At 65.5% G+C, this 21,715-nt stretch carries 16 protein-coding genes; 6 read left to right on the forward strand and 10 right to left on the reverse strand.

Features of this window, described 5'->3' with window-relative positions; all coding sequences use genetic code 11:
• Positions 1-43 precede the first annotated feature (43 nt).
• From QX010_RS14175 to QX010_RS14185, 3 genes are all read left to right on the forward strand, one after another.
• Positions 44-1,030: a Bug family tripartite tricarboxylate transporter substrate binding protein gene (locus tag QX010_RS14175; RefSeq protein WP_316180073.1), complete on the forward strand. Its 987-nt coding sequence runs from the start codon at positions 44-46 to the stop codon at positions 1,028-1,030.
• A 32-nt stretch (positions 1,031-1,062) separates the two neighbouring features.
• On the forward strand, positions 1,063-1,605 hold the full coding sequence (locus QX010_RS14180; protein ID WP_315803566.1) for a tripartite tricarboxylate transporter TctB family protein: 543 nt from the start codon (positions 1,063-1,065) through the stop codon (positions 1,603-1,605).
• Positions 1,606-1,725: 120 nt separating this feature from the next.
• A complete protein-coding gene (locus tag QX010_RS14185) occupies positions 1,726-3,246 on the forward strand; it encodes a tripartite tricarboxylate transporter permease (protein WP_316180076.1) in 1,521 nt (506 codons plus the stop codon).
• Between the two features lie 268 nt (positions 3,247-3,514).
• On the opposite strand, the gene QX010_RS14190 is transcribed toward QX010_RS14185, so the two are convergent.
• The 10 genes from QX010_RS14190 to QX010_RS14235 all read right to left on the reverse strand — a co-directional run bounded on the left by QX010_RS14190 (position 3,515) and on the right by QX010_RS14235 (position 18,505).
• Complete coding sequence (locus QX010_RS14190; protein WP_316180078.1) at positions 3,515-7,426, reverse strand: autotransporter domain-containing protein; 3,912 nt, start codon at positions 7,424-7,426, stop codon at positions 3,515-3,517.
• Between the two features lie 580 nt (positions 7,427-8,006).
• Positions 8,007-8,168 (reverse strand): hypothetical protein, encoded by a 162-nt coding sequence (locus QX010_RS14195; RefSeq protein WP_315803563.1) that lies wholly within the window; start codon positions 8,166-8,168, stop codon positions 8,007-8,009.
• A 167-nt stretch (positions 8,169-8,335) separates the two neighbouring features.
• Positions 8,336-9,526: a CaiB/BaiF CoA-transferase family protein gene (locus tag QX010_RS14200; protein ID WP_316180080.1), complete on the reverse strand. Its 1,191-nt coding sequence runs from the start codon at positions 9,524-9,526 to the stop codon at positions 8,336-8,338.
• Positions 9,527-9,662: 136 nt separating this feature from the next.
• The gene (locus QX010_RS14205) at positions 9,663-10,886 is read right to left on the reverse strand and encodes a phenylacetate--CoA ligase family protein (protein ID WP_316180082.1); all 1,224 of its coding nucleotides are present in this window, start codon (positions 10,884-10,886) and stop codon (positions 9,663-9,665) included.
• A gap of 140 nt (positions 10,887-11,026) precedes the next feature.
• Entirely contained in the window at positions 11,027-11,866 is an 840-nt protein-coding gene (locus QX010_RS14210; RefSeq protein WP_316180084.1) for an ABC transporter ATP-binding protein, read from the reverse strand.
• A gap of 164 nt (positions 11,867-12,030) precedes the next feature.
• Positions 12,031-13,317: an ABC transporter substrate-binding protein gene (locus QX010_RS14215; RefSeq protein ID WP_315803559.1), complete on the reverse strand. Its 1,287-nt coding sequence runs from the start codon at positions 13,315-13,317 to the stop codon at positions 12,031-12,033.
• A 58-nt stretch (positions 13,318-13,375) separates the two neighbouring features.
• Positions 13,376-14,449 carry a branched-chain amino acid ABC transporter permease gene (locus tag QX010_RS14220; protein ID WP_315803558.1) on the reverse strand — a complete coding sequence of 358 codons (1,074 nt, stop codon included), beginning with the start codon at positions 14,447-14,449 and terminating at the stop codon, positions 13,376-13,378.
• 3 nt (positions 14,450-14,452) lie between these two features.
• Entirely contained in the window at positions 14,453-15,346 is an 894-nt protein-coding gene (locus QX010_RS14225; protein ID WP_315803557.1) for a branched-chain amino acid ABC transporter permease, read from the reverse strand.
• Between the two features lie 409 nt (positions 15,347-15,755).
• Positions 15,756-17,687, reverse strand: coding sequence for a long-chain fatty acid--CoA ligase (locus QX010_RS14230; RefSeq protein WP_316180086.1), 1,932 nt, complete (start codon positions 17,685-17,687; stop codon positions 15,756-15,758).
• Complete coding sequence (locus tag QX010_RS14235) at positions 17,684-18,505, reverse strand: ABC transporter ATP-binding protein (RefSeq protein WP_315803555.1); 822 nt, start codon at positions 18,503-18,505, stop codon at positions 17,684-17,686. Before QX010_RS14235 ends, QX010_RS14230 begins: the two co-directional genes overlap by 4 nt.
• A 323-nt stretch (positions 18,506-18,828) precedes the next feature.
• On the opposite strand from QX010_RS14235, the gene QX010_RS14240 reads away from it, so the two are divergent.
• The 3 genes from QX010_RS14240 (at position 18,829) to QX010_RS14250 (ending at position 21,656) form a co-directional block, all read left to right on the forward strand.
• Positions 18,829-19,503 (forward strand): Crp/Fnr family transcriptional regulator, encoded by a 675-nt coding sequence (locus QX010_RS14240; protein WP_315803554.1) that lies wholly within the window; start codon positions 18,829-18,831, stop codon positions 19,501-19,503.
• Between the two features lie 160 nt (positions 19,504-19,663).
• Positions 19,664-20,719, forward strand: coding sequence for a GDP-mannose 4,6-dehydratase (gene gmd / locus QX010_RS14245; RefSeq protein WP_409997946.1), 1,056 nt, complete (start codon positions 19,664-19,666; stop codon positions 20,717-20,719).
• Positions 20,703-21,656 carry a GDP-L-fucose synthase gene (locus QX010_RS14250; protein ID WP_316180088.1) on the forward strand — a complete coding sequence of 318 codons (954 nt, stop codon included), beginning with the start codon at positions 20,703-20,705 and terminating at the stop codon, positions 21,654-21,656. The genes gmd and QX010_RS14250 overlap by 17 nt, the downstream gene beginning before the upstream one ends.
• Positions 21,657-21,715 lie beyond the last annotated feature (59 nt).

Genomic DNA, 21,715 nt, shown 5'->3' on the forward strand with positions numbered 1-21,715 from the left:
CTGGTAGGATGCAAGCTGGCGTTTCGAACGGGGAAGAAAACACGTGCGCAAACTGATCAAGATCGCGGCCGCGACGGCGGCCATTTTCACAAGCGCTCCGGCCTTTGCCGGCTGGGAGCCGACCAAGCCGGTCGAGATCGTCGTCGCCGCGGGCGCCGGCGGTGCATCCGACCAGATGGCGCGGATGATGCAGGCTGCCATTCAGAAGAACAATCTTCTGAAGCAGCCGGTTGTCGTGTCGCTGAAGGGCGGCGCGTCGGGCGCCGAAGCCCTGATGTACATGAAGTCCAGCGACGGCGATCCGAACAAGATCCTGATCGCCTATTCGCTGATCTACATGCTGCCGCTGTCGGCCAAGCTGCCGTTCGACTGGCACGAGCTGTCGCCGGTTGCGGTGATCGCACTCGACCAGTTCGTGCTGTGGGACAACGTCAACGGCCCAAAGACGGTGAAGGAGTTCATCGATGCCGCCAAGGCGTCGGCCTCGCCGTTCAAGATGGGCGGTACCGGCTCCAAGCGAGAGGACCACGTGCTGACCGTCTTCATGGAGAAGAAGACCGGCGCCAAGTTCTCCTATCTGCCTTACAAGTCGGGGGGCGAGGCCGCGACCCAGCTGGTCGGCGGTCACACCGAATCCAACGTCAACAATCCGTCGGAAAATCTCGAAGTCTGGCGCGCCGGCCAGGTGCGTCCGCTGTGCGTATTCGACAAGGAGCGCATCTCCTACACGACGAAGGTCACCGAAACGCAGTCCTGGAACGACATTCCGACCTGCAAGGAGCAGGGGCTCGACGTGCAGTACCTGATGCTGCGCGGCATGTTCCTGCCGGGCAAGGTGACGCAGGAACAGCAGGAGTTCTACATCGACCTGTTCAGCAAGCTGGTGCAGACATCGGAGTACAAGGACTACATGGAGAAGCAGGCGCTGAAGCCGATCTTCCTCACTGGCAAGGACATGCTGCAGTTCCTCGAAGAGGATGGCTCGCTCAACAAGCAGCTGATGACGGAAGCGGGCTTCGTCGCCAAGTAAGGCTGGACGGGGCGAGGGGATGAGGAGGATCGATGTCCAACGCTGAGCTCGAGATTGCCGTCGACGATCCGACCGCGCCGGAGGAGAATTCTCCGGCCGTCACCTCTACCGGGACCGTCGACGTCGCGGTGTCGCTGCTGCTGCTCGCGCTCGCGGTCGTGCTCGCCTGGGACAATTGGCGGACCGGTGCGTCCTGGGACTCGACCGGTCCGGAGCCCGGCTACTTTCCGTTCTATCTGTCGGTGATCCTCGGCGGCGCCAGCCTTTACGGGATCGGCGCCGCCTTCCTGTCGAGCAAGGAAGCAGTCGAGACCTTCGTGACGCGCGCGCAACTGCGCCGCGTGATGGCCGTGTTCGTGCCGACCTTGTTGTTCTGCATCGCGATGCAGTTCCTCGGCATCTATGTCGCGAGCTTCCTGCTCATCGCCGGGTTCATGCGCCTCGTCGGCAAGATCGCGATCTGGAAATCGCTGCTCACGGCGTTCCTGTTCAGCGCCGTGATGTTCGTGACGTTCGATGTCGTGTTCGACGTGATCATGCCGAAGGGGCCGCTCGAAGCGGCGTTCGGGTACTAAACACCGGTCTATCCCCCGTCATTGCGAGGAGCGAAGCGACGAAGCGATCCAGGGCTGCGCACTCTACTCTGGATCGCTTCGCTGCGCTCGCAATGACGCGGTAACAGTTGGATTGAAATCATGGAAGCCTTGGGTCTGCTGCTGCACGGGTTCGCGGTCCTCCTGACCTGGAAGACGCTGCTCTTGATGATGGTCGGGCTGGTGCTCGGCGTCTTCGTCGGCGTGCTGCCCGGGCTGGGCGGCCCCAACGGCGTCGCCATCCTGCTGCCGCTGACCTTCTCGATGGACCCGACCTCGGCCATCGTGATGCTGTCCTGCATCTACTGGGGCGCGCTGTTCGGCGGCGCCATCACCTCGATCCTGTTCAACATTCCCGGCGAGGCGTGGTCGGTGGCGACCACTTTCGACGGCTATCCCATGGCGCAGCAGGGCAAAGCAGCGGAAGCGCTGACCGCCGCCTTCACCTCGTCGTTCATCGGCTCGCTGGTCGCGGTGATGCTGATCACCTTCCTGGCACCCTGGATCTCGTCGTTTGCGCTGAAGTTCGGTCCGCCTGAATTCTTCGCCGTGTATCTCCTGACCTTTTGCTCGTTCGTGGGCCTGGGACGCGAGGACAAGCACAAGACGGTCATTGCGATGGCGCTCGGTCTGCTGCTTGCCGGCGTCGGGATGGACACCGTGTCCGGTCAGTTGCGGATGACCTTTGGCTCGACCGATCTGTTGCGCGGCATCAACTTCCTGGTCGCGGTCATCGGCCTGTTCGGCATCAGCGAGATCCTGCTGACGATGGAGGAACGCCTGGCGCTGCGCGGTCACGCCGCCGCGATCTCCTTGCGCACGGTGCTCGCCGTCTGGAAGGATCTGCCGAAATACTGGATGACGCTGCTGCGTTCCTCAGTGATCGGCTGCTGGCTCGGCATCACGCCGGGCGGCGCGATTGCGGCCTCCTTCATGGGCTACAACCTCGCCAAGCGCTTCTCCAAGAACCAGGACAGTTTTGGCAAGGGCCGTATCGAGGGCGTGTTCGCACCCGAGACCGCAGCGCATGCCTCGGGCACCGCGGCGCTGTTGCCGATGCTGGCGCTCGGCATTCCCGGCTCGGGTACCGCGGCGATCCTGCTCGGCGGCCTGATGGTGTGGGGCCTCAATCCCGGCCCGCTGCTGTTCGTGGAGCACAAGGACTTCGTCTGGGGCCTGATCGCCTCGATGTATCTCGGCAATGTCGTCGGCCTCGTGCTGGTGCTCTCGACCGTGCCGATCTTCGCCTCGATCCTGCGCGTGCCGTTCGCTGCGGTGGCGCCGATGATCGTGGTGTCCTGCGCGATCGGCGCCTACGCCATCCAGAACGCGATGTTCGACGTGTGGCTGATGCTCGGCTTCGGCGTCGTCGGCTATGTCTTCAAGAAGATCAAGATCCCGCTGGCGCCGTTCACCTTGGCGCTGGTGCTCGGTAGCCGTGCCGAGGATGCATTCCGGCAGTCGATGATCATCTCCGGCGGCAACATGAAGGTGTTCTGGGCCAACGGTCTCGTCGGCACCATCACGACGCTGGCGATCCTGCTGCTGTTCTGGCCGCTGATCGATCGGCTGGTGGCGAGCTTCGGCAAGTCCAGCGCGCCTGCGGCGAAGGCCGAGGCGTAGGGCAAGCTGGCCGCGACGTATTGGGCCTCATGGTTCGAGACGCGCCGCGCTCGACCGTTGCCGTTTTCGTTGGTCTGGGCGCGGCGCTCCTCACCATGACGGGCTAGGGACCGAGCGGCCGCCTTACACGAGGCCATGAACACGCCGACCGCGTATTCATGGAGAGGATCTTGATCGCGCCGCGGATTCAGACCTCGTCCTGAGGAGCCCGCCCCTAGGCGGGCGTCTCGAAGGACTGCCTCGGGAGAGGTGAGCGCCGCGCCAGCTCTCACCACGCGTAGCGCACGGTCCCTTTGCCTGCATAGGAGCGCGTGACGTTCGAGAGCACGCTCTCCAATGTGGCCATTGCGCTCCAGCCGTTCAGCCAATTCATCTCGATCGATGTGGTCGCTAGCGCGGAATCGCGCGCCTGCGCTGCGCCGTTCACGACGAAGCTCGCGCCCGGCAGCGTCTGGAAGGTCGCGGCGACTGAACGATCGGGATTGAAGTCGTGCGCCCAGGCGAGTCGGCCGCGCAGGGTGAGTGTGCCATCGCTCAAGGCATAGGACTTGTCAGTCCGCAGGCCGAGCTCAGTGCGCGTATCAGCGACCGTCTTGCCGTTGTAGCTCAGCGCGAACGTCGAGGCCCCGGCGACGGCTTGCTCGACGTAACCGGGCAGCCGCAGGCTCGTGACCTGCGCCGCTGCGTACGGCGTCAATCCGATGCCGCCGACCGGCGCAAGGAAGCGGGTGCCGCCCTCGATGCGGCCGGTCCAGGCGTGGGCCTGATAGGTCGCGCGCAGCCGGTCGGCGCCGGCGATGGTGACGGCACGGTCGGTGGTGACGTCCTGCCAGCCATAGGCCAGGGCGGCTCCGAGATAGCTCGGGCCGATATGATGATGCAGATAGGCGCCGGCTTGGAACAGGTCGGAACGGCCGGAGCCGAGGCCGCCGACGCTGAAGTTGGTGCCGCCGCCGCCGAGCGCGAAGCCTGCAAAGGTCTGCGGCGCGATCCGGTAATCGGCGCCGACAGCGGTGCCGGCGATGCGGCTGGTGGTGTCGCTGGAGCCGACGCCCGCATTGCCGCTGGTCGATTGTGAGCCGCCGAAGCCGGCCGCCCAGACATTCCAGCGCTGCGCGAAGTCCGCCGGCCTGTCGTCGGTCAGCATCGCAAAGGCATCGGTGCGCTTGCGCGTGGGGTCCGCGTAGCTGCTCGCGCTGCCACTGCCGGTACCGCCGCCAGCACGCTGTGCGAACGGATCGGTCAGCAGGCCCGCGAACTGGCTCATCGCGTTGAACGTCGTCTGCTGGCTCCCGGTCGCGCTCTCACCGGACGCCTGTGTCAGCCCGGCTTGATTCATCTTGCCGAACACGACCGGAATGTCGCCGGTTCGGTCGAAGAAGACCGAGAGCGTGTCGCCGACCGCTTTCTGATTGCCGTTGAGCCCGCCGGGCAGGGCGAAGGCGAGGATCAGATCGAGATAGACGTTGTTGGCGTCGTAGCTCAGGCTGGTCTTGAAGCCGGAGGGCAGGTTGGTCTTCACCACCGAGCCGAAGCTGCCCGTAATGCCGCCGCTCGTCGTCAGAATGGTGTAGCGCTTGTCGACGTAGCCGCCGGCGTCGAACTCGGCCTTGACGGTCGCGCCGCCGAGCGTGGCCGATCCGGTGACGCTGGCGAACGAGGCCGTCGTCGGATCGATCTGCACCAGATAGAACGCGCCGGACTGGAAGGCGAGGTTGCCGACGATGGTCATCGACGACCCCGCGGTGCCGTTGCCGGGCGCCAGCGTGCCGCCATCGTTGATGCCGACGGTCATGGGTGGATCAACCAGGCCCGCGCCCATCAGCGTGCCGCCGGCGTTGACGGTCACACCGGACGTGTTGGTGATCGCGCCCTCGACGTCGAGCACGCCGCCGTTGATGATGGTCGCACCCGTGTAGCTGCTGGTGCCAGTGAGCGTCATCCGGCCGTTGCCGGTCTTGGTGAAGCCGCCGCTGCCGGAGACCGTGCCGGAGAAGGTCGTGCTGCCGTTGTTGCCGCCTGATGTCAGCGTGCCCGCGCCGAGCAGGACGCTGCCGCTGCCGGTGAGCGAGCCGATGGACTGATCAAAACCGTTGAGATCGAGCGTCGCACCCGGCGCGATCATGAACGCGCTGGCCGAGGCGAGCACGCCGGAGGCGCCGGCCTGCAAGGTGCCGGCGCCGATCGTGGTCGCGCCGGTGTAGCTGGTCGGCCCGTCGAACCGCATCGTGCCGGTGCCGACCTTGGTGAAGCCGCCGCTGCCGGAGATCGTGCCGGTGTAGCTCGTGCTGGCGTTGTCGCCGCCTGACGTCAGCGTGCCCGCGCCGAGCAGCACGGCGCCGCCGCCCGTCAGCGAGGCGATCGTCTGATTGAAGCCGTTGAGATCGAGAGTGCCGCCATTGTCGACCTCGATGGAGCTCCAGGGGGCGAAGGCGCCGGCCGCGCCGGCGCGCAGCGTGCCGCCATCGACGATGGTCGCCCCGGTGTAGGTGTTGGTGCCGCCGAGTGTGATCACGCCCGGGCCGCTCTTGACGAAGGTGCCACTGCCCGAGATCGTGCCCGAGAACACGGTGGCGCCGCCATTGTCGCCGATCGCCAGCGACCCGTTGGTTCCGAGGAGGACGCTGCCGCTGCCGCAAAGTCCGCCGATGGTCTGGCCCGTGCCATCGATGTCGAGCGTCGCACCGCTCGCGATCATGTAGCTGCTGGCGACCGAGAGAACGCCGGACGCACCGGTCCGCAGGGTGCCGCCGCTGATGACGGTGTCGCCGGCAAAAGTGGTCGTCCCGGTCAGCGTCAGGGTGCCCGCGCCGAGCTTGGTCAGTCCGCCGCTGCCGGTGATCGTGCCGCTGAGCGTGGCGTTGTTGCCGTTGGTGTCGAAGCTGCCGCCGCCAGCATTGAGCGTGATGTTGCGGCTGGAGCTGAAGCCCGCGAGATATTGCAACGTGCCGCCGCCGAACGAGAGCCCGCCGGAGGCCGCGCCGAGGCTGGCGTCGGAGGAGACCGCGAGCGTGCCCTGGTTGATGGCCCAGGGCGTGACGGCGGTGGTGGTGCCGGTCAACGTCCAGGTGCTCGTGCCGGTCTTCACGAAGCTCGAGAAGCCCCGATACTGCGCCGAGGCGCCGATCGTGGACGCGTCGAAGGTGCCGTTCACAGCGCCGCCGAGCCGGAAGGTGTCGCTGCCGGTGCCGGCCACGTTGCCGTTGATGATCGAGCTCGCCCAGATCTCCAGCGTGTTGCTGCCGCCGGTGAAGGTGATTGCGTTGGCGCTGGTCACGGCGACGCCGCCGGTATTGAACCCGGCCGAGATCGTGCCGCTGTTGATGATGGTGAGATTGGCGCCGGTGACGCCGGCCCCGGCCGGACGGTAGTCGCCGTCGTTCGCATTTGGGCCAACGCCCTTGTTTCCTGAAGCGCCACCGCTGATGCTCCCGGAGTTGATCAAGGTTCCACCGGCTGCGAAGACCGCGCCTGCACCGCCATTGCCGCCATCGCCACCGGCGTGGAATTGGATGCTGTTGGCGGTGTTGCCGCCATCGCCGCCTACGCCACCGAAGATCGCGCCAGAATTGACCAGGATACTGGTGCCGGTCAGATAGACGCCGTAACCACCATCGCCGCCGTCGCCTCCACGACCAGTGCCGTTGGCGACGCCGCCGGGACCGCCGCCACCAGCAGTGATCACCCCAACGTTCGTGTACGTCAGGCCGCTGCCATCCACGACCACCCCGTAGCCGCCCGCGCCACCGCCGCCGGCTCCGAAGCTGAGGCTGGTCGAGCCGCCCCGTCCGCCATTGCCGCCGGTTACGGTTGTCGAATTGACGTCGTTCGTGATGACCACCGCGCCATGAGCGCCACCACCGCCACCGCCGCCGCCGGTGCTCCCGCTGCCGCTTTCGCCGGCATGTCCCCGCTCGCCCGCGCCGATGCCGCCTTGGCCCCCCAGGGTCTGGCCCGTGCTGTCACCTCCGCCGTTGCCGCCGTTCACACCCGCGCCGCCGCCGCCGCCTCCTTGCGCAATGTTGGCTCCGGCACCGCCATCGCCGCCCGAACCAGTGGCCGAACTCGTGCCGCCATTCCCAGTCGCTGCGCCGCCGTCGCCGCCACTCGTCGCCTGGGCGAGGACTGTGCTGGCGAGCATGACGGTGAGTAGCGCTGTCGTCGCTGTCAGCCAACGCAACTGAGTACGTCGGAGTGAATCGGCCGACGTCTCGTTCTTCAATCTGCCTGGGATCAGCACTTCAGCCCTTCGCGCGACTCGATATCAGGCCGGTGCCGATCGACGGACGCAGGCCGTCGTCCAAAGCACGCAAATTTGCGGGGGCGGGAATTGTGACTTTTTGGGTGAATTGAGCGGCAGTGCAGATCGTAATCGGACTGTGGCACCGCCGACACGTTTACGAGAGGCCGGATCGGCAGCGACGGACCGTTGTTCGAATCGCTTCCGCGCTTCTCCAGAGGTTGTGTCTTTGCGATGACAGCATTTTAGGCAGCACAGTGGTAGGCTTCATTCATGGGCAGACGTCGTGCTGCTCACGCGCGGTGCCTGATCTTTGGTCATCGCGCCCTGATGTTTCCTCCCGAGACGATCACCTTGCCCGGCGCGTGCGTCGGGCTTTTTTTTGCATTCGGTGGATCAGGGTTCGCAGCTCATCCCGTCACCCTCGAAAGGAAAAAGCCTCCGTCCGGCTTTTCGGAACGAAGGCTTCGAGCAAAGGTGATGTAGGTCAGCGAGGACGCGAACCCGAGGCAGGTCAGCCTCAGTTGGCCTTCTCCGCGACCGGCATGTGGTACCAGTCGGACTCGTTGTCCAGCATCGTCTCATCGAAGGGCAGCGCGCCGTCGTGATTCAAAGCGGCGGCGTTGACGTCGCGGACGATATCCATCGCCGACAGAAACTCGTTCAATTCCGATGCGCTCATGACCCGCTACTCCTCAAGCCCGCGGGCCCCGGGGGTCCGCGATCAACTGATGAGAAGAGGTTAACGCGGTCTCGCTCTGGCCTCAATCCCGCCCAGGTCGAAGTTCCAACGTGGTGACATCTGGGCCACAGCGGCGGGATGCCGCAGCTTGGTCATATTGCACTTGCTCACACGACGCGATGCAGCCGGAGATCGGCGATCTCGCCGTCGGTGAAGCCGAATTCCGAAAGGATCTCCTCGGTCTGCTCGCCGAATTCCGGCGGCCGCGCCGCCATCCGGCTCGGCGTGCGCGACAAGGTGAAGGGCTGCGCCACCAGCGTGATGTCACGGCCGTCGTCGCTGGCGACCTGCTGAGCCATCCCGAGATGCTTCACTTGCGGATCCTCGAACATCTGATCGATCGCGTAAATCGGGCCGCAGGGCACGCCGGCGGCGTTGAGCTCGGCAACCCATTGCTCGCTCGTCTTTGCCAGCGTGCGCGCGTTGATCTCGGCGTTGAGCGCATCGCGGTTCTTCGAGCGCGCCGGCGCGGTCGCGTAGTCCGGATTGTCGATCCATTCGGGCGCGCCGAGCGTCTGGCACAGCCGCTCCCAGATCCGTCCCCCCGTGGCGGCGATGTTGATGTAGCCGTCAGAAGTCTTGAACACGCCTGTCGGGATGCTGGTCGGATGGTTGTTGCCGGCTTGAGGAGCGACCTCCTTCTCCATCAGCCAGCGCGCGGCCTGGAAGTCGAGCATGAAAATCTGCGCCTGCAACAACGAGGTCTGGACCCACTGGCCCTCGCCGGAGACCTCGCGCTCGAGCAGCGCGGTGAGGATGCCCATCGCGCAGGACAGGCCCGCGGAGAGATCGGCGATCGGGATGCCCGCGCGCATCGGCCCCTCCCCGGGCGCGCCGGTGATCGACATCAGCCCGCCCATGCCCTGCGCGATCTGATCGAAGCCGGGCCGCTTGGCATAGGGGCCGTCCTGGCCGAAGCCGGAGATGCTGCCATAGACGATGCGCGGATTGACCTTGCGCACCGCCTCGTAGTCGATGCCGAGCTTGGTCTTCACGTCGGGGCGATAATTCTCGATGACCACGTCGGCCTGCTTCGCCAGCCGCATGAACACATCGACGCCTTTGGGATCTTTCAGATTGAGCGTCATCGCGCGCTTGTTGCGGTGCAGGTTCTGGAAGTCGGAACCGCGGCGCGGGCCGCCGAGCGCCTCGCCGCCGTCCTCCATCATGGCGTCGATCTTGATGACGTTGGCGCCCCAGTCGGCGAACTGCCGCGCGCAGGTCGGGCCGGCGCGGACCCGCGTCAGATCGAGCACGGTGAAGCGGGACAGGGCTTTGGACGCGCGCGGAAAGGCCATGCGGACGAACTCCGAGAGACGGGACATGGCTGTATAGGAGAGCGCGCGTGATGCGACAATTGCGTGGGGGCGGTGCGCGCCGCCGCGCTCATGCCGCTGGTGCAGGGCTTCCCGCTACGGGGACAATGAGAGGAATTCACCGCTCGTCGGCGATCACCTTGCCGTCGTTGGGCAGCGCGCCAGGCGCGACCAGCTCGATGCTGCCGCCGAGCTTGGTGATGTTGCGCAGGCTGGCGGCGAGCGCGTCCTGCAGGCCATCTGATGGCGAGGCGCATTCCGCCTTCAGCGTCATCGCATCGGTCTCGCCGGCGCGGGTCACGACCAGCCTGAGGCGGCCGAGCTCCGGGTGGCGCTTGCCGATCTCGGCGACCTGCTCGGGGCGCACGAACATGCCCTTGATCTTGGTGGTCTGGTCGGCGCGGCCCATCCAGCCCTTGATGCGCATGTTGGTGCGGCCGCAGGCGCTGATGCCGGGCAGAGCGGCGGTGAGGTCGCCGAGGGCGAGGCGAATCCAGGGATGGTGGGGATCGAGCGAGGTCACGACGATCTCGCCGACATCGCCTGGCGCCACCGGATCGCCGGTGCCGGGGCGGACGATCTCGAAGATCAGGTCCTCGTTGACGACCATGCCGTCGCGTGCTGCGGTCTCATAGGCGATGATGCCGAGATCGGCGGTGCCGAACGCCTGATAGGCATCAATGCCGCGCGCCTTGATCTCGGCCTGCAGCGACGGCGGGAACGCCGCGCCAGACACCAGCGCGCGCTTGAGCGAGGAGACGTCGCGGCCGGCGCTGGCGGCGGCATCGAGCAGGATCTTGAGGAAGTCGGGCGTGCCGCTGTAGCCGATCGGGCGATAGGCCTCGATCAGTTCGAACTGCGCCTCGGTGTTCCCTGGTCCCGCCGGAATGACAGCGCAACCGAGCGCGCGCGCCGAGGCATCGAAGATGAAGCCGCCCGGCGTCAGATGATAGCTGAAGGTGTTGAGCACGACATCGCCACTGCGCAAGCCCGACGCGAACAGCGCGCGGGCGCCGCGCCAGGGATCGTTGTGCGCTGCCTCCGGCTCGAAGATCGGTCCGGGCGATGTGAACAGGCGCGAGAACGCGCCGGGCGCCTGCGCGACGAAGCCGCCGAACGGCGGGGCAGCTTTGTGCAGGGCAGGCAGTTCGGACTTGCGCAGCACCGGCAGCTGCGCCAGCGCGGCGCGGCTCGTGATTTCTCCGGGATCGATGCCCTGCAGCAGCGCCGCATACGCCGGCGCCGTCGTCGCCGCGCGCAGCACGTCGGGCAGGCGGCCGAACAGCTCCTGCTCGCGGGCTGCGGGATCACGGGTTTCGAGGGCGTCGTAGTGGGTGGTCATTGCTCGTGTCCTGGCACGTCATTCCGGGACGGCTCGCTGCGCGAACTGGCGAAGCCATTTGGCGCACTGGACCGCACCCGGAAATCTCGAGATTCCGGGTTCGCGCGTGCCGCGCGCCCCGGAATGACGGAGTGTGACGTTCACAGCCACCGCTTCCGCCGTTTGAAGCTCTTCAGGTTCTTGAAGCTCTTGCGCTGGTCGCCGGCGCCGCCGAGGTAGAATTCCTTGACGTCCTCGTTGTCGCGCAAGCTGTCGGCGGTGCCGTCGAGCACCACCTTTCCCTGCTCCATGATGTAGCCGTGGCTGGCCACCGACAGCGCCGCGCGCGCGTTCTGTTCGACCAGCAGGATGGTGACGCCGAGATCGCGGTTGATCTCCTTGATGATCGCGAACACTTCCTTGACCAATAGCGGCGACAGTCCCATCGACGGCTCGTCCATCAGGATCATCTTCGGCCGCGCCATCAGCGCGCGCCCGATCGCCAGCATCTGCTGCTCGCCGCCGGAGAGATAGCCGGCGAGGCCGGTGCGCTCCTTCAGCCGCGGGAAATAGTTGAACACCATCTCGATGTCGCTTGCGACCTCGCGATCGGAGCGCGTGAAGGCGCCGAGCTTGAGGTTCTCCAGCGACGTCATGTCGGAGACGATGCGGCGCCCCTCCATGACCTGGAAGATGCCGCGGCGGACGATCTTCTCCGGATCGATGCCGTCGATGCGCGCGCCGTCGAACATGATCTCGCCGCGCGTGACCTCGCCGTCCTCGGTCTTCAACAGGCCGGAGATCGCCTTCAGCGTCGTCGACTTGCCGGCGCCATTGGCGCCGAGCAGCGCGACGATCGCGCCCTTGGGCACATCGAGGCTGAGCCCGCGCAGCACCAGGATGACGTCGTCATAGACGACCTCGATGTTGCGGACGGAGAGCAGGGGGGCTGCTGTCGCGCTGGCTGCGCCGGTTCGCGGAGTGTCGAGTGTTTCGGTCATTGTGGCTGTCCACCGCTGTCGTCCCCCGCGCAGGCGGGGGACCCAGTATTCCAGAGACGCCGATGCTTGATCGATGAGCCGCGGCGTACTGGATCCCCGCTTTCGCGGGGATGACGATCGTGTGTGGGGCGACTGCTGAGTTCACTCAACCGTCGCCGATCAACTTACCAACCAGCCCATTCCGCCTTGCGCGGCAGCTCGATGGTCTTGACCTTCTCGAGCTTGATCACGCCCTTGGCCATGAGGTCGTTGAGGTCGCCATCGGTCGGACCCGTCACGCGGGCGCGATAGAGGTCGACCTTCATGGTGCCGCGGTGGTCCTTGTCCGTCCAGGTCGACGGGCTGCAGACGCCCTCCATCCCGGCCGGCACCCAATCTTTCTTCTGATAGAAGCCCTTGGCAACGTTCTCGCCGGTGGCACCGCCGTTCTTCGCAGCCCACTCGATCGCCTCCTTCATGTAGAGCGAGGAGCAGACCGCGGCGACGTAGTGCACCGGGCGGTAGACCTTGCCGGTCGGGTCGGACATCTTCGAGATCTCCTGCACCGTCTTCATGCCCGGCGCATCGCCACCCCAGGCCACCGAGGTGCGCAGCGGGAAGATCACGCCGTCGGCGGCAGCGCCCGCGGTCTTGGCGGCGTTCTCGTCCATGCCCCAGACGTTGGACAGGAACTGCACGTCGACGCCGGCATTCTTGCAGGCCTTCATCACCGAGATGTTGGAAGCCGCGGTGTTGCCGAGATAGGCGTAGTTGGCGCCGGAGCTCTTCAGGCTCAGGCACTGCGCGCTGTAGTCGCCCGGCGCCAGCGCGAACACCAGCGGCGGCAGCACCTCGAAGCCGAGCTCGGTGGCGAGCGCCTCGCCGGCCGCCTTCGGCGCGTTGGGGTAGGGGTGGTTGGCGCCCATGTGGACGAATTTCGGCTTGCCCGGCTTGCCCTTGGCCTTCCAGTCCTCGGCCGCCCAGGTCAGCTCGGCGCGCAGCGCATCCGAGTAGCTCGGGCCGTAGAAGAAGTTGTACGGCGCCGGCTTCGCCTTGCCGCTGGTGCCTTCCGGATCGGTCAGCGCGGCAGCGTAGGAGCCGGACATGTCCGGGATCTTGTCGTTGGCGAGGAAGCCGGTCAGCGCCTCGGTGTCGGCGGTGCCCCAGCCCATGATCGCCGCGACCTTGTTGTCCGGTGCCGACCACTTCTTGTACAACGCGATCGCGCGCGGCACCTGGTAGCCATAATCGTTGCTGTCGACTGCGAGCTGCTTGCCGCCGATGCCGCCGTTCTTGTTGACCCAGGCGAAGGTGTCCGCGACGCCCTGGCCGTAGGGCGTGCCGACGTCGGACGTGCCGCCTGAGAGATCCTGCAGATGGCCGATCGCGATCTGCTGCGCCTGCGCCGACGGGGCGAATGCGCCCGCCAAGAGCGCCAGTGCCGCCGAGCCGAGCCATGATTTGATCGTCATAGTGCTTCCTCCTGTGGTGGGTTCGGGCCGGATTGCCGCCGGTCCCTGTTGGTTGGAATCAATGTGAGAACGGATAGAGCTTCCAATAGGTCTTGATCTGGCGCCAGCGATGCGCGAGCCCGTCGGGCTCGAACATCAGGAAGCCGATGATGATCAGGCCGATCGCGATCTCGCGCAGAAAGGTGATGTTGTTGTTGAGCGCGAGCGCCTTGTCGATCGCGCCGCCCTTGAGGAGATGGCTGAGCCACTCCATCGATTCCGGCAGCAGAACGACGAAGGCGGTCCCCATCAGCGTGCCCATGATCGAACCGGTGCCGCCGATGATGATCATCGCAAGGAACAGGATCGAGCGCTCGATGCCGAAACCTTCCTGCGAGATCACCAGCTGGTAGTGCGCATAGAGGGCGCCTGCAATGCCGGCGAAGAACGCGGCGAGGCCGAACGACAGCGTGCGATATTTGGTCAGGTTGATGCCCATGATCTCGGCCGAGAGATAATGGTCGCGGATCGCGATCAGCGCCCGGCCGTCGCGGGTGCGCATCAGGTTGGTGACGAGGAGGTAGCAGACCAGCACATAGGCCAGCACGACATAAAAATACTGCCGGTCGCCGCGCAGCGTGTAGCCTAGAATCGAGAACGGATTGGCCGAAGCCGGCACCGAGCCGCCGGAGAACCATTCGGCCCGGGAGAAGAAGTCGAGCAGGATGTATTGCGCAGCGAGGGTGGCGATGACGAGATAGAGCCCCTTCAGCCGCGCCGCCGGAAGGCCGAAGACCAGACCAACGAGGGCCGTGATCACGCCGGCGAGCGGGATCGCGAAGAACACCGGGATGGCATAGGCGTTGTTGATGTAGGCCGAGGTGAAGGCGCCGAGCAGGAAGAAGCCGGCCTGGCCGATCGAGATCTGGCCGGTGAAGCCGACCAGGATGTTCAGCCCGAGGGCCGCGATCGCGAAGATGCCGATCTGGATCGAAACCGACAGCCAGTATTCGGAGAACACCTGCGGCGCGAAGCACAGCAGGATGACACCGGCGATCGCGAAATTGCGGCTGGTCCTGGTCGGGAAGATCGTGGTGTCGGCCGCGTAGGAGGTGCGGAAGTCACCGGCGGGTATCGTGGAACGTGCGACCATGGTTCAGATCCGCTCGATGTCTTTGGTACCGAACAGGCCGTAGGGCTTGATCATCAGGATGATGATCAGGACGTAGAACGGCGCGATCTCGTACAGATTGCCCCAGTGCAGATACTGGCTGTCGACATATTGCGCGATGTTCTCCAGGAGGCCGATGATGATGCCACCGAGCACGGCACCGCCGACCGAGTCGAGGCCTCCGAGGATCGCCGCCGGAAACACCTTGATGCCGTAGGCCGACAATCCCGAGGACACGCCGTTGACGACGGCGACGACCACGCCGGCCACGGCGGAGACGGTCGCCGAGATCGCCCAGGCCATCGCGAACACGCTCTTGACGGAGATGCCGAGCGATTGCGCGACCTGCTGGTTGAAGGCGGTGGCGCGCATCGCAAGGCCATATTTGGAGGCCTTGAAGAACCAGGCCATGCCGAGCATCATCAGCAGCGACACGACGAGGCTCATGACGTAGACCGTCTGGATCTGCAGTCCGAACAGGTCGACGGACGTGCTGGCGAACACTGGCGGGAACGGCTGCGGATTGACGCCAAACATCCATTTCAGCGCCGCCTGGAACACGGTCGACAGGCCGATCGTGACCATGATGACGGAGATGATGGGCTCGCCGATCATCGGCCGGAGGATCACAACCTGGATCGCGATGCCGAACGCGAACATGAAGACCAGCGTCAGCGGCATGCCGACCCAGAACGGCACCTGATATTTCGTCAGCAATGCCCAGCACACCCAGGCGCCGATCAGGAGCAGCTCGCCTTGCGCGAAATTGACGACCTGGGTCGCCTTGTAGATGAGCACGAACGACATCGCGACCACGCCATAGAGCGTTCCGACGACGAGGCCGTTGACCAGGAGCTGGATCAGGAAGGCGGTGTTCATGATCGTTCTCACTCGTCATCGCCGGGCTTGACCCGGCGATCCAGCTTTGTCGGAAGAGGATGGATGCGCGGGGCAAGCCCGCGCATGACGATTGGGTGTGCCGAGCCGGCGTGGCTCTTACCCTCTCCCCTTGTGGGAGAGGGTGGCTGCGCGCAGCGCAGCCGGGTGAGGGGTTCTCTCCGCGGGCGAGCGAGAGGAGAGGGACCCCTCACCCGACCGCGTTTGCGTTGACCGGCCGAGATGCCCTCTCCCACAAGGGGAGAGGGCGCAGTCATGCGCAGTAACCTTCGCTGCGGCTCAAGCCGCTGCTCGTCATCGCCGGGCTCGACCCGGCGATCCATCGCTCTCGCAAGAAGATGGATGCGCGGGTCAAGCCCGCGCAGGATGACCGAATATGACGATAAGCACATCACTCTGCGGCCTCCGCCATGGGGCCGTGGCTGTCCAGGTCCACCACCTTCAGCGTGGTGCGGATGCGCTGGGTGGTGCCGTCCTGGAAGCGGATGACCGTGTCGACGGGGATCGCCGGCTTGCCGCCATAGATGCCGTCGATGATATCGGCGTACTTCTCGTTGATGACGCTGCGGCGCACCTTGCGCGTACGTGTGAGCTCGCCGTCGTCGGCATCGAGTTCCTTGTACAGCAGCAGGAAGCGGGAGATGCGCTGCGCCGGCGGCAGGTGGGCATTGACGGTCTCGACCTCTTTCTGCAGCAGCGCATAGACCTCGTTGCGCGAGGCGAGATCGGAATAGGTGGTGAAAGCGATGCGGTTCTTCTCGGCCCATTTCGAGATGATCGAATAGCGGATGCAGATCATCGCGGCGAGGTGCTCGCGGCCGGCGCCGAGCACGACGGCCTCGGCGATATAGGGTGAGAACTTCAGCTTGTTCTCGATATATTGCGGCGAGAAGCGCTCGCCGCGCGCGGTCTCGGCGAGGTCCTTGATGCGGTCGATGACGACGAGCTGCTTCGCGTCGTTGAAATAGCCGGCGTCGCCCGAATGCATCCAGCCGTCCTTGACGTCGGCGGTCGAGGCTTCCGGGGCCTTGTAGTAGCCCAGGAACATGTTCGGGTGGCGTACCAGGATCTCGCCGATGCCCTGGCTGTCGGGCTGGTCGATCCTGATCTCGATGTCGTCAGCCATCGGCACGCCGGTCGTGTCGGGATCGACCTTGTCGTCCGGATGCAGCGTGTAGGCCCCGAGCAGCTCGGTCTGGCCGTAGAGCGTGCGCAGCGGTACGCCCATGGCGCGGAAGAACTTGAACGTATCGGGCCCGAGCGCGGCACCGCCGGTGGCAGCCGAGCGCAGCCGGGTGAAGCCGAGCCGGTCGCGCAGCGCACGGAACAGCAGCATGTCGGCAAGGCTCGAATGCTGGCCCTTTTCCAGCGCCGCAAGGCCGGTCGACATGCCCAGATGGTAGAGCCGTTGCTTCAGCGGCGAGGCGTCCATGACGGCGGCACGGACGTCGGCCGCGATCTGCTCCCACACCCTTGGTGCAAACAGTACGAAGGTCGGCGCGATCTCGCGGAAGTCGTTCATCATCGTGTCGGGCTCTTCGACGAAGTTGACCTTCATCCGGCAGAGCAGTCCTTTGCCGAGCACGTAGACCTGTTCCATGATCCAGGGCAGCGGCAGCACCGAAACGTATTCGTCCTCCGGCCCCTTCGGATCGAACGCGAGATAGGTCGCGCAGTGCTTGAGCACGCGCGCGGCCGAGAGCATCGCGAGCTTCGGATGCGAGGTCGTGCCCGAGGTGGTGCAGAGAATGGCGACGTCGTCGCCGACGGTCGCATCGACCATGCGGTCGTACAGATCCGGCTCGCGCGCCGCCCGATTGCGGCCGAGCTCAGCGAGCTTGTCCGCCGGCATCAGCCTGGGATCGTCATACTTCCGCATGCCGCGCGGATCGGAATAGACGATATGCTTGAGCGCCGGCACGCGCTCGGCGAGGTTGAGCAGCTTGTCGACCTGCTCCTCATCCTCGGCGAACACCAACCGAGCCTCGCCGTAATTGAGCAGGTAGGCGGCCTCGTCGTCGAGCACATCGCGATAGAGCCCGAGGCTGTAGCCTCGGATCGCATGCGTTGCGATCTCCGCCGCGACCCAGTCGGGCCGGTTGTCGCCGATGATTCCGATCACGGCATCCTTGCCGAGCCCAAGCTCGACCATGCCGAGCGTGAAATCGCGCACGCGCGCCTGGTAGTCGGCCCAGGTGAAGGTGCGCCACAGCCCGAGATCCTTTTCGCGCAGCGCGATCTCCGTCCCGTGCTCTTTCGCGTTCAGCCGTAGCAGCTTCGGATAGGTGTCGGCCTGCCGGACGCGACCCGCATAGTCCATCATGCCGCGTCCTCCGCGATGGACGGCGCCTCGTCGGGATCGACCAGCAGTTCGTCCTCCTCGCCGAGATAGGCGCGCTTGACGTGGGGATCGGCGAGCACCGCGGCCGGGTCGCCCTCGGCGATCTTGCGGCCGAAATCCAGCACCATGACGCGGTGGGAAATGTCCATCACCACGCCCATGTCGTGCTCAATCATCACGACGGTCATGCCGTATTCCTCGTTGAGGTCGACGATGTAGCGCGCCATGTCCTCCTTCTCCTCGAAGTTCATGCCGGCCATCGGCTCGTCGAGGAGAATGAGATGTGGCTCCAGCGCCATGGCGCGGGCGAGCTCGACGCGCTTGCGCAGGCCATAGGAGAGCGTGCCGGCCGGCGCCTTGCGCACCGACTGCAGGTCGAGGAAGTCGATGATCTGCTCGACCTTCTCGCGGTGCTTCAGCTCCTCGCGCCGCGCGCCGGTGAGCCAATACAGAGAGCCGGTGAGGAAGTTGTTCTTCAAGAGGTGATGGCGCCCGACCATGATGTTGTCGAGCACGCTCATGTGGTGGAAGAGGGCGAGGTTCTGGAAGGTGCGGCCGATGCCGATATTGGCGCGCGCGCTCGGCGGCAGGCCGGTGATGTCGCGGCCGCGATGGAACAGGCGGCCCTCGGTCGGCTTGTAGCGGCCGGAGATGCAGTTGACGATCGAGGTCTTGCCGGCACCGTTCGGGCCGATGATCGAGAACAACTCGCCCTCGCGCACGCCGAAGCTGACGTCGGTCAGGGCCCGCACCCCACCGAAACGCAGCGACACTCCGCGCGCTTCCAACGTATAGTCCAAGTCGTCCTCCCGAATTGTCTTGGGCGCTTGGCGCGCTCTTCAAGGCATCGTGTCGCGCGACGTTGAGCTCGTCGCGTCGGCTGCAATCCTATCCCGGGCATCGGTTCCGCGCCATCCGACGAATGACGGGCCACCCGGGCGGGCGCATTTTGCCGCATCTCGGATGCACCTCATCGGAGGCGCGAGTCGAGAGCAGTGGCCCTCGATAGGGGAAAGCGCTATCAGGAACTGTCTTGCGCCTGACATTTCCCAGGCTAAATTCACCGCTGGATTGTTGCGATGCAATATGGCTGCCGCGAGCTTCGACGAGACGAGATGACGGCTTGATCTCTCCCGATACCCTTCTGCGCATCGCGCCCTGGTCCCGCCATTTGAAGCCCGAGGAAATCGACACGGCCGCGGCCGGCGTCGTCGAGCGGTCGTTTGCGGCCAACGAACACATCTTCGTCCGCGGCGACCAATTCGACTACTGGACCGGGATCGTCACGGGTCTGGCGCGCATGAGCACGGTGTCGCGCGGTGGCAAGGCGACGACATTCGCCGGCATGTCGGCCGGCGCCTGGTTCGGCGAGGGCAGCGTGCTGAAGAACGAGCCGCGCCGCTATGACGTCGTGGCGCTGCGCGATACGCGCGTCGCGCTGATGGAGCGACCGACCTTCATGTGGCTGTTCGAGAACAGCGTCGGCTTCAATCGCTTCCTCGTCACCCAGCTCAACGAGCGGCTCGGCCAGTTCATCGGCCTGGTCGAGGTCGGCCGCACGCTGGATGCGACGGCACGGCTCGCCCGCAGCATCGCGTCACTGTTCAATCCGATCCTCTACCCGAATACGACCCGCCACCTGGAGATCACCCAGGAGGAGATCGGCGCGCTGTCGGGCCTGTCCCGGCAGAACGCCAATCAATGCCTCAAGACGCTGGAGCGCGAAGGCCTGCTGCGCGTCGAATATGGCGGGGTGACCGTGCTCGATCTCGACCGGCTGCGCTGCTACGGGGACTAGATCCCGCCTTGCGTCGCGCCGATACGGGATTGATCCAACGCCTTGTTTTCCGTCGAGCTTGACCGGCGGCTTCGGCTGTGGACTGCTCGCCGGGAACTTCGGCCCGAGGGGGCGCGACGGTGTTGGAGTGAGTATGGCGGGGAAGGATTGCAGCGGCCGCGTGGCCTTGATCACGGGCGTCACGGGCCAGGACGGCGCCTATCTGGCCGAATATCTGCTCGGCCTTGGCTACACTGTGCACGGCATCAAGCGGCGGTCATCGTCCTTCAATACCGCGCGGGTGGATCATCTCTACCAGGATCCGCACGAAGGCAACGTCCCGTTCCTGCTGCATTACGGCGACATGACCGATTCCACCAACCTGATCCGGCTGGTGCAGCAGATCCGCCCCGACGAGATCTACAATCTCGCGGCCCAGAGCCATGTCGGCGTCAGCTTCGAGAGTCCGGAATACACGGCCAATGCCGACGCGCTCGGGGTTCTGCGCTTGTTGGAAGCCATTCGCATTCTCGGCATGGAGAAGCAGACGCGGTTCTACCAGGCCTCGACCTCGGAGCTGTACGGCCTGGTGCAGGAGATCCCGCAGCGGGAGACGACACCGTTCTATCCGCGCTCGCCCTATGGCTGCGCCAAGCTGTACGGCTACTGGATCACGGTGAACTATCGCGAGGCCTATGGGATGTTCGCCTGCAACGGCATCCTGTTCAACCACGAGAGCCCGATCCGTGGCGAGACCTTCGTGACCCGCAAGATCACCCGCGGCGTCGCCCGCATCGAGACCGGCCTGGAGGAGACGATCTATCTCGGCAATCTCGAGGCCAAGCGCGACTGGGGCCATGCGCGCGATTATGTCGAGGGCATGCACCGTATCCTGCAGGCCGATACGCCTGACGATTTCGTGCTGGCGACCGGCGAGACCCATTCGGTGCGCGAGCTGGTCGAGCTCGCCTTCGCCGAGGTCGATCGCCGCATCGAATGGCGCGGCGAGGGGGTCGAGGAGACCGGGATCGACGCGAGATCCGGCAAGGCGGTGGTGCGGATCGACCCGACCTATTTCCGCCCGACCGAGGTCGACCTCCTGATCGGCGATTGCAGCAAGGCGCGCGACAAGCTCGGATGGAAACCAAGGACGAGCTTCGCCCAACTGGTCAAGGAGATGGTCGCCAGCGATCTGTGCGCCGCACGGCGGGAGGCGAGCAGTGGCCACGCCATTTGATCTCCGCGGCAAGCGTGTCTTCGTCGCCGGCCATCGCGGCATGGTCGGCAGCGCGCTGGTGCGGCGGTTGGCGAGCGAAGGCGTCGAACTGCTGACGGTGCCGCGCAGCGAGGTCGATCTGCGCGACCAGGCGGCGGTGTTCTCATGGTTTGCGCGCGCCCGGCCGCAGGCCGTTTTCCTCGCCGCGGCGAAGGTCGGCGGCATCGTCGCCAACAACACGCTGCGTGCCGAGTTCATCTACGAGAACATCGCCATCGCCACCAACGTCATCCACGCCGCGCATGTGAACGGCGCCGAGAAGCTGATGTTTCTCGGGTCCTCCTGCATCTATCCCAAGCTCGCCCCCCAGCCGTTGCGCGAGGATTCGATGCTGACCGGGCCGCTGGAGCCGACCAACGAGCCCTACGCGATCGCCAAGATCGCCGGCATCAAGATGGTCGAGGCCTATCGCAGCCAGTATGGCGCCGATTTCATCAACGTGATGCCGACCAATCTCTATGGTCCCGGCGACAACTACCATCCCGAGTACAGCCACGTCGTTGCGGCGCTGATCCGCCGCTTCCATGAGGCGAGGCTCGCCGATGCGCCGGAGGTGGTGGTCTGGGGCACGGGAACGCCGCGGCGCGAATTCCTCTATGTCGACGACATGGCCGATGCCTGCGTGCACCTGATGAAGACCTATTCGGAGGCCGGGCTGGTCAACATCGGCACCGGCGAGGACATCACGATTGCCGATTTCGCCCGTGTGGTCGCGGCGACGGCCGGCTATCGGGGACGGATCAGCTTCGACACCTCGCGCCCCGACGGCACGCCGCGCAAGCTGCTCGACATCTCGCGCCTGGCAAAGCTCGGCTGGCGCGCGACGACGTCGCTGAAGGAAGGCATCGCGCGCGCGTATCAAGCGTTTCTGCAGGAGACGGGGCAGGCCGCCCCCTAACCCTCCGCTGTCGTCCCGGCGAACGCCGGGACCCATACCGCGGACGCTATCTGGGAACG

This window comes from Bradyrhizobium sp. SZCCHNRI1009 (assembly GCF_032487575.1).
Classification (GTDB): domain Bacteria; phylum Pseudomonadota; class Alphaproteobacteria; order Rhizobiales; family Xanthobacteraceae; genus Bradyrhizobium.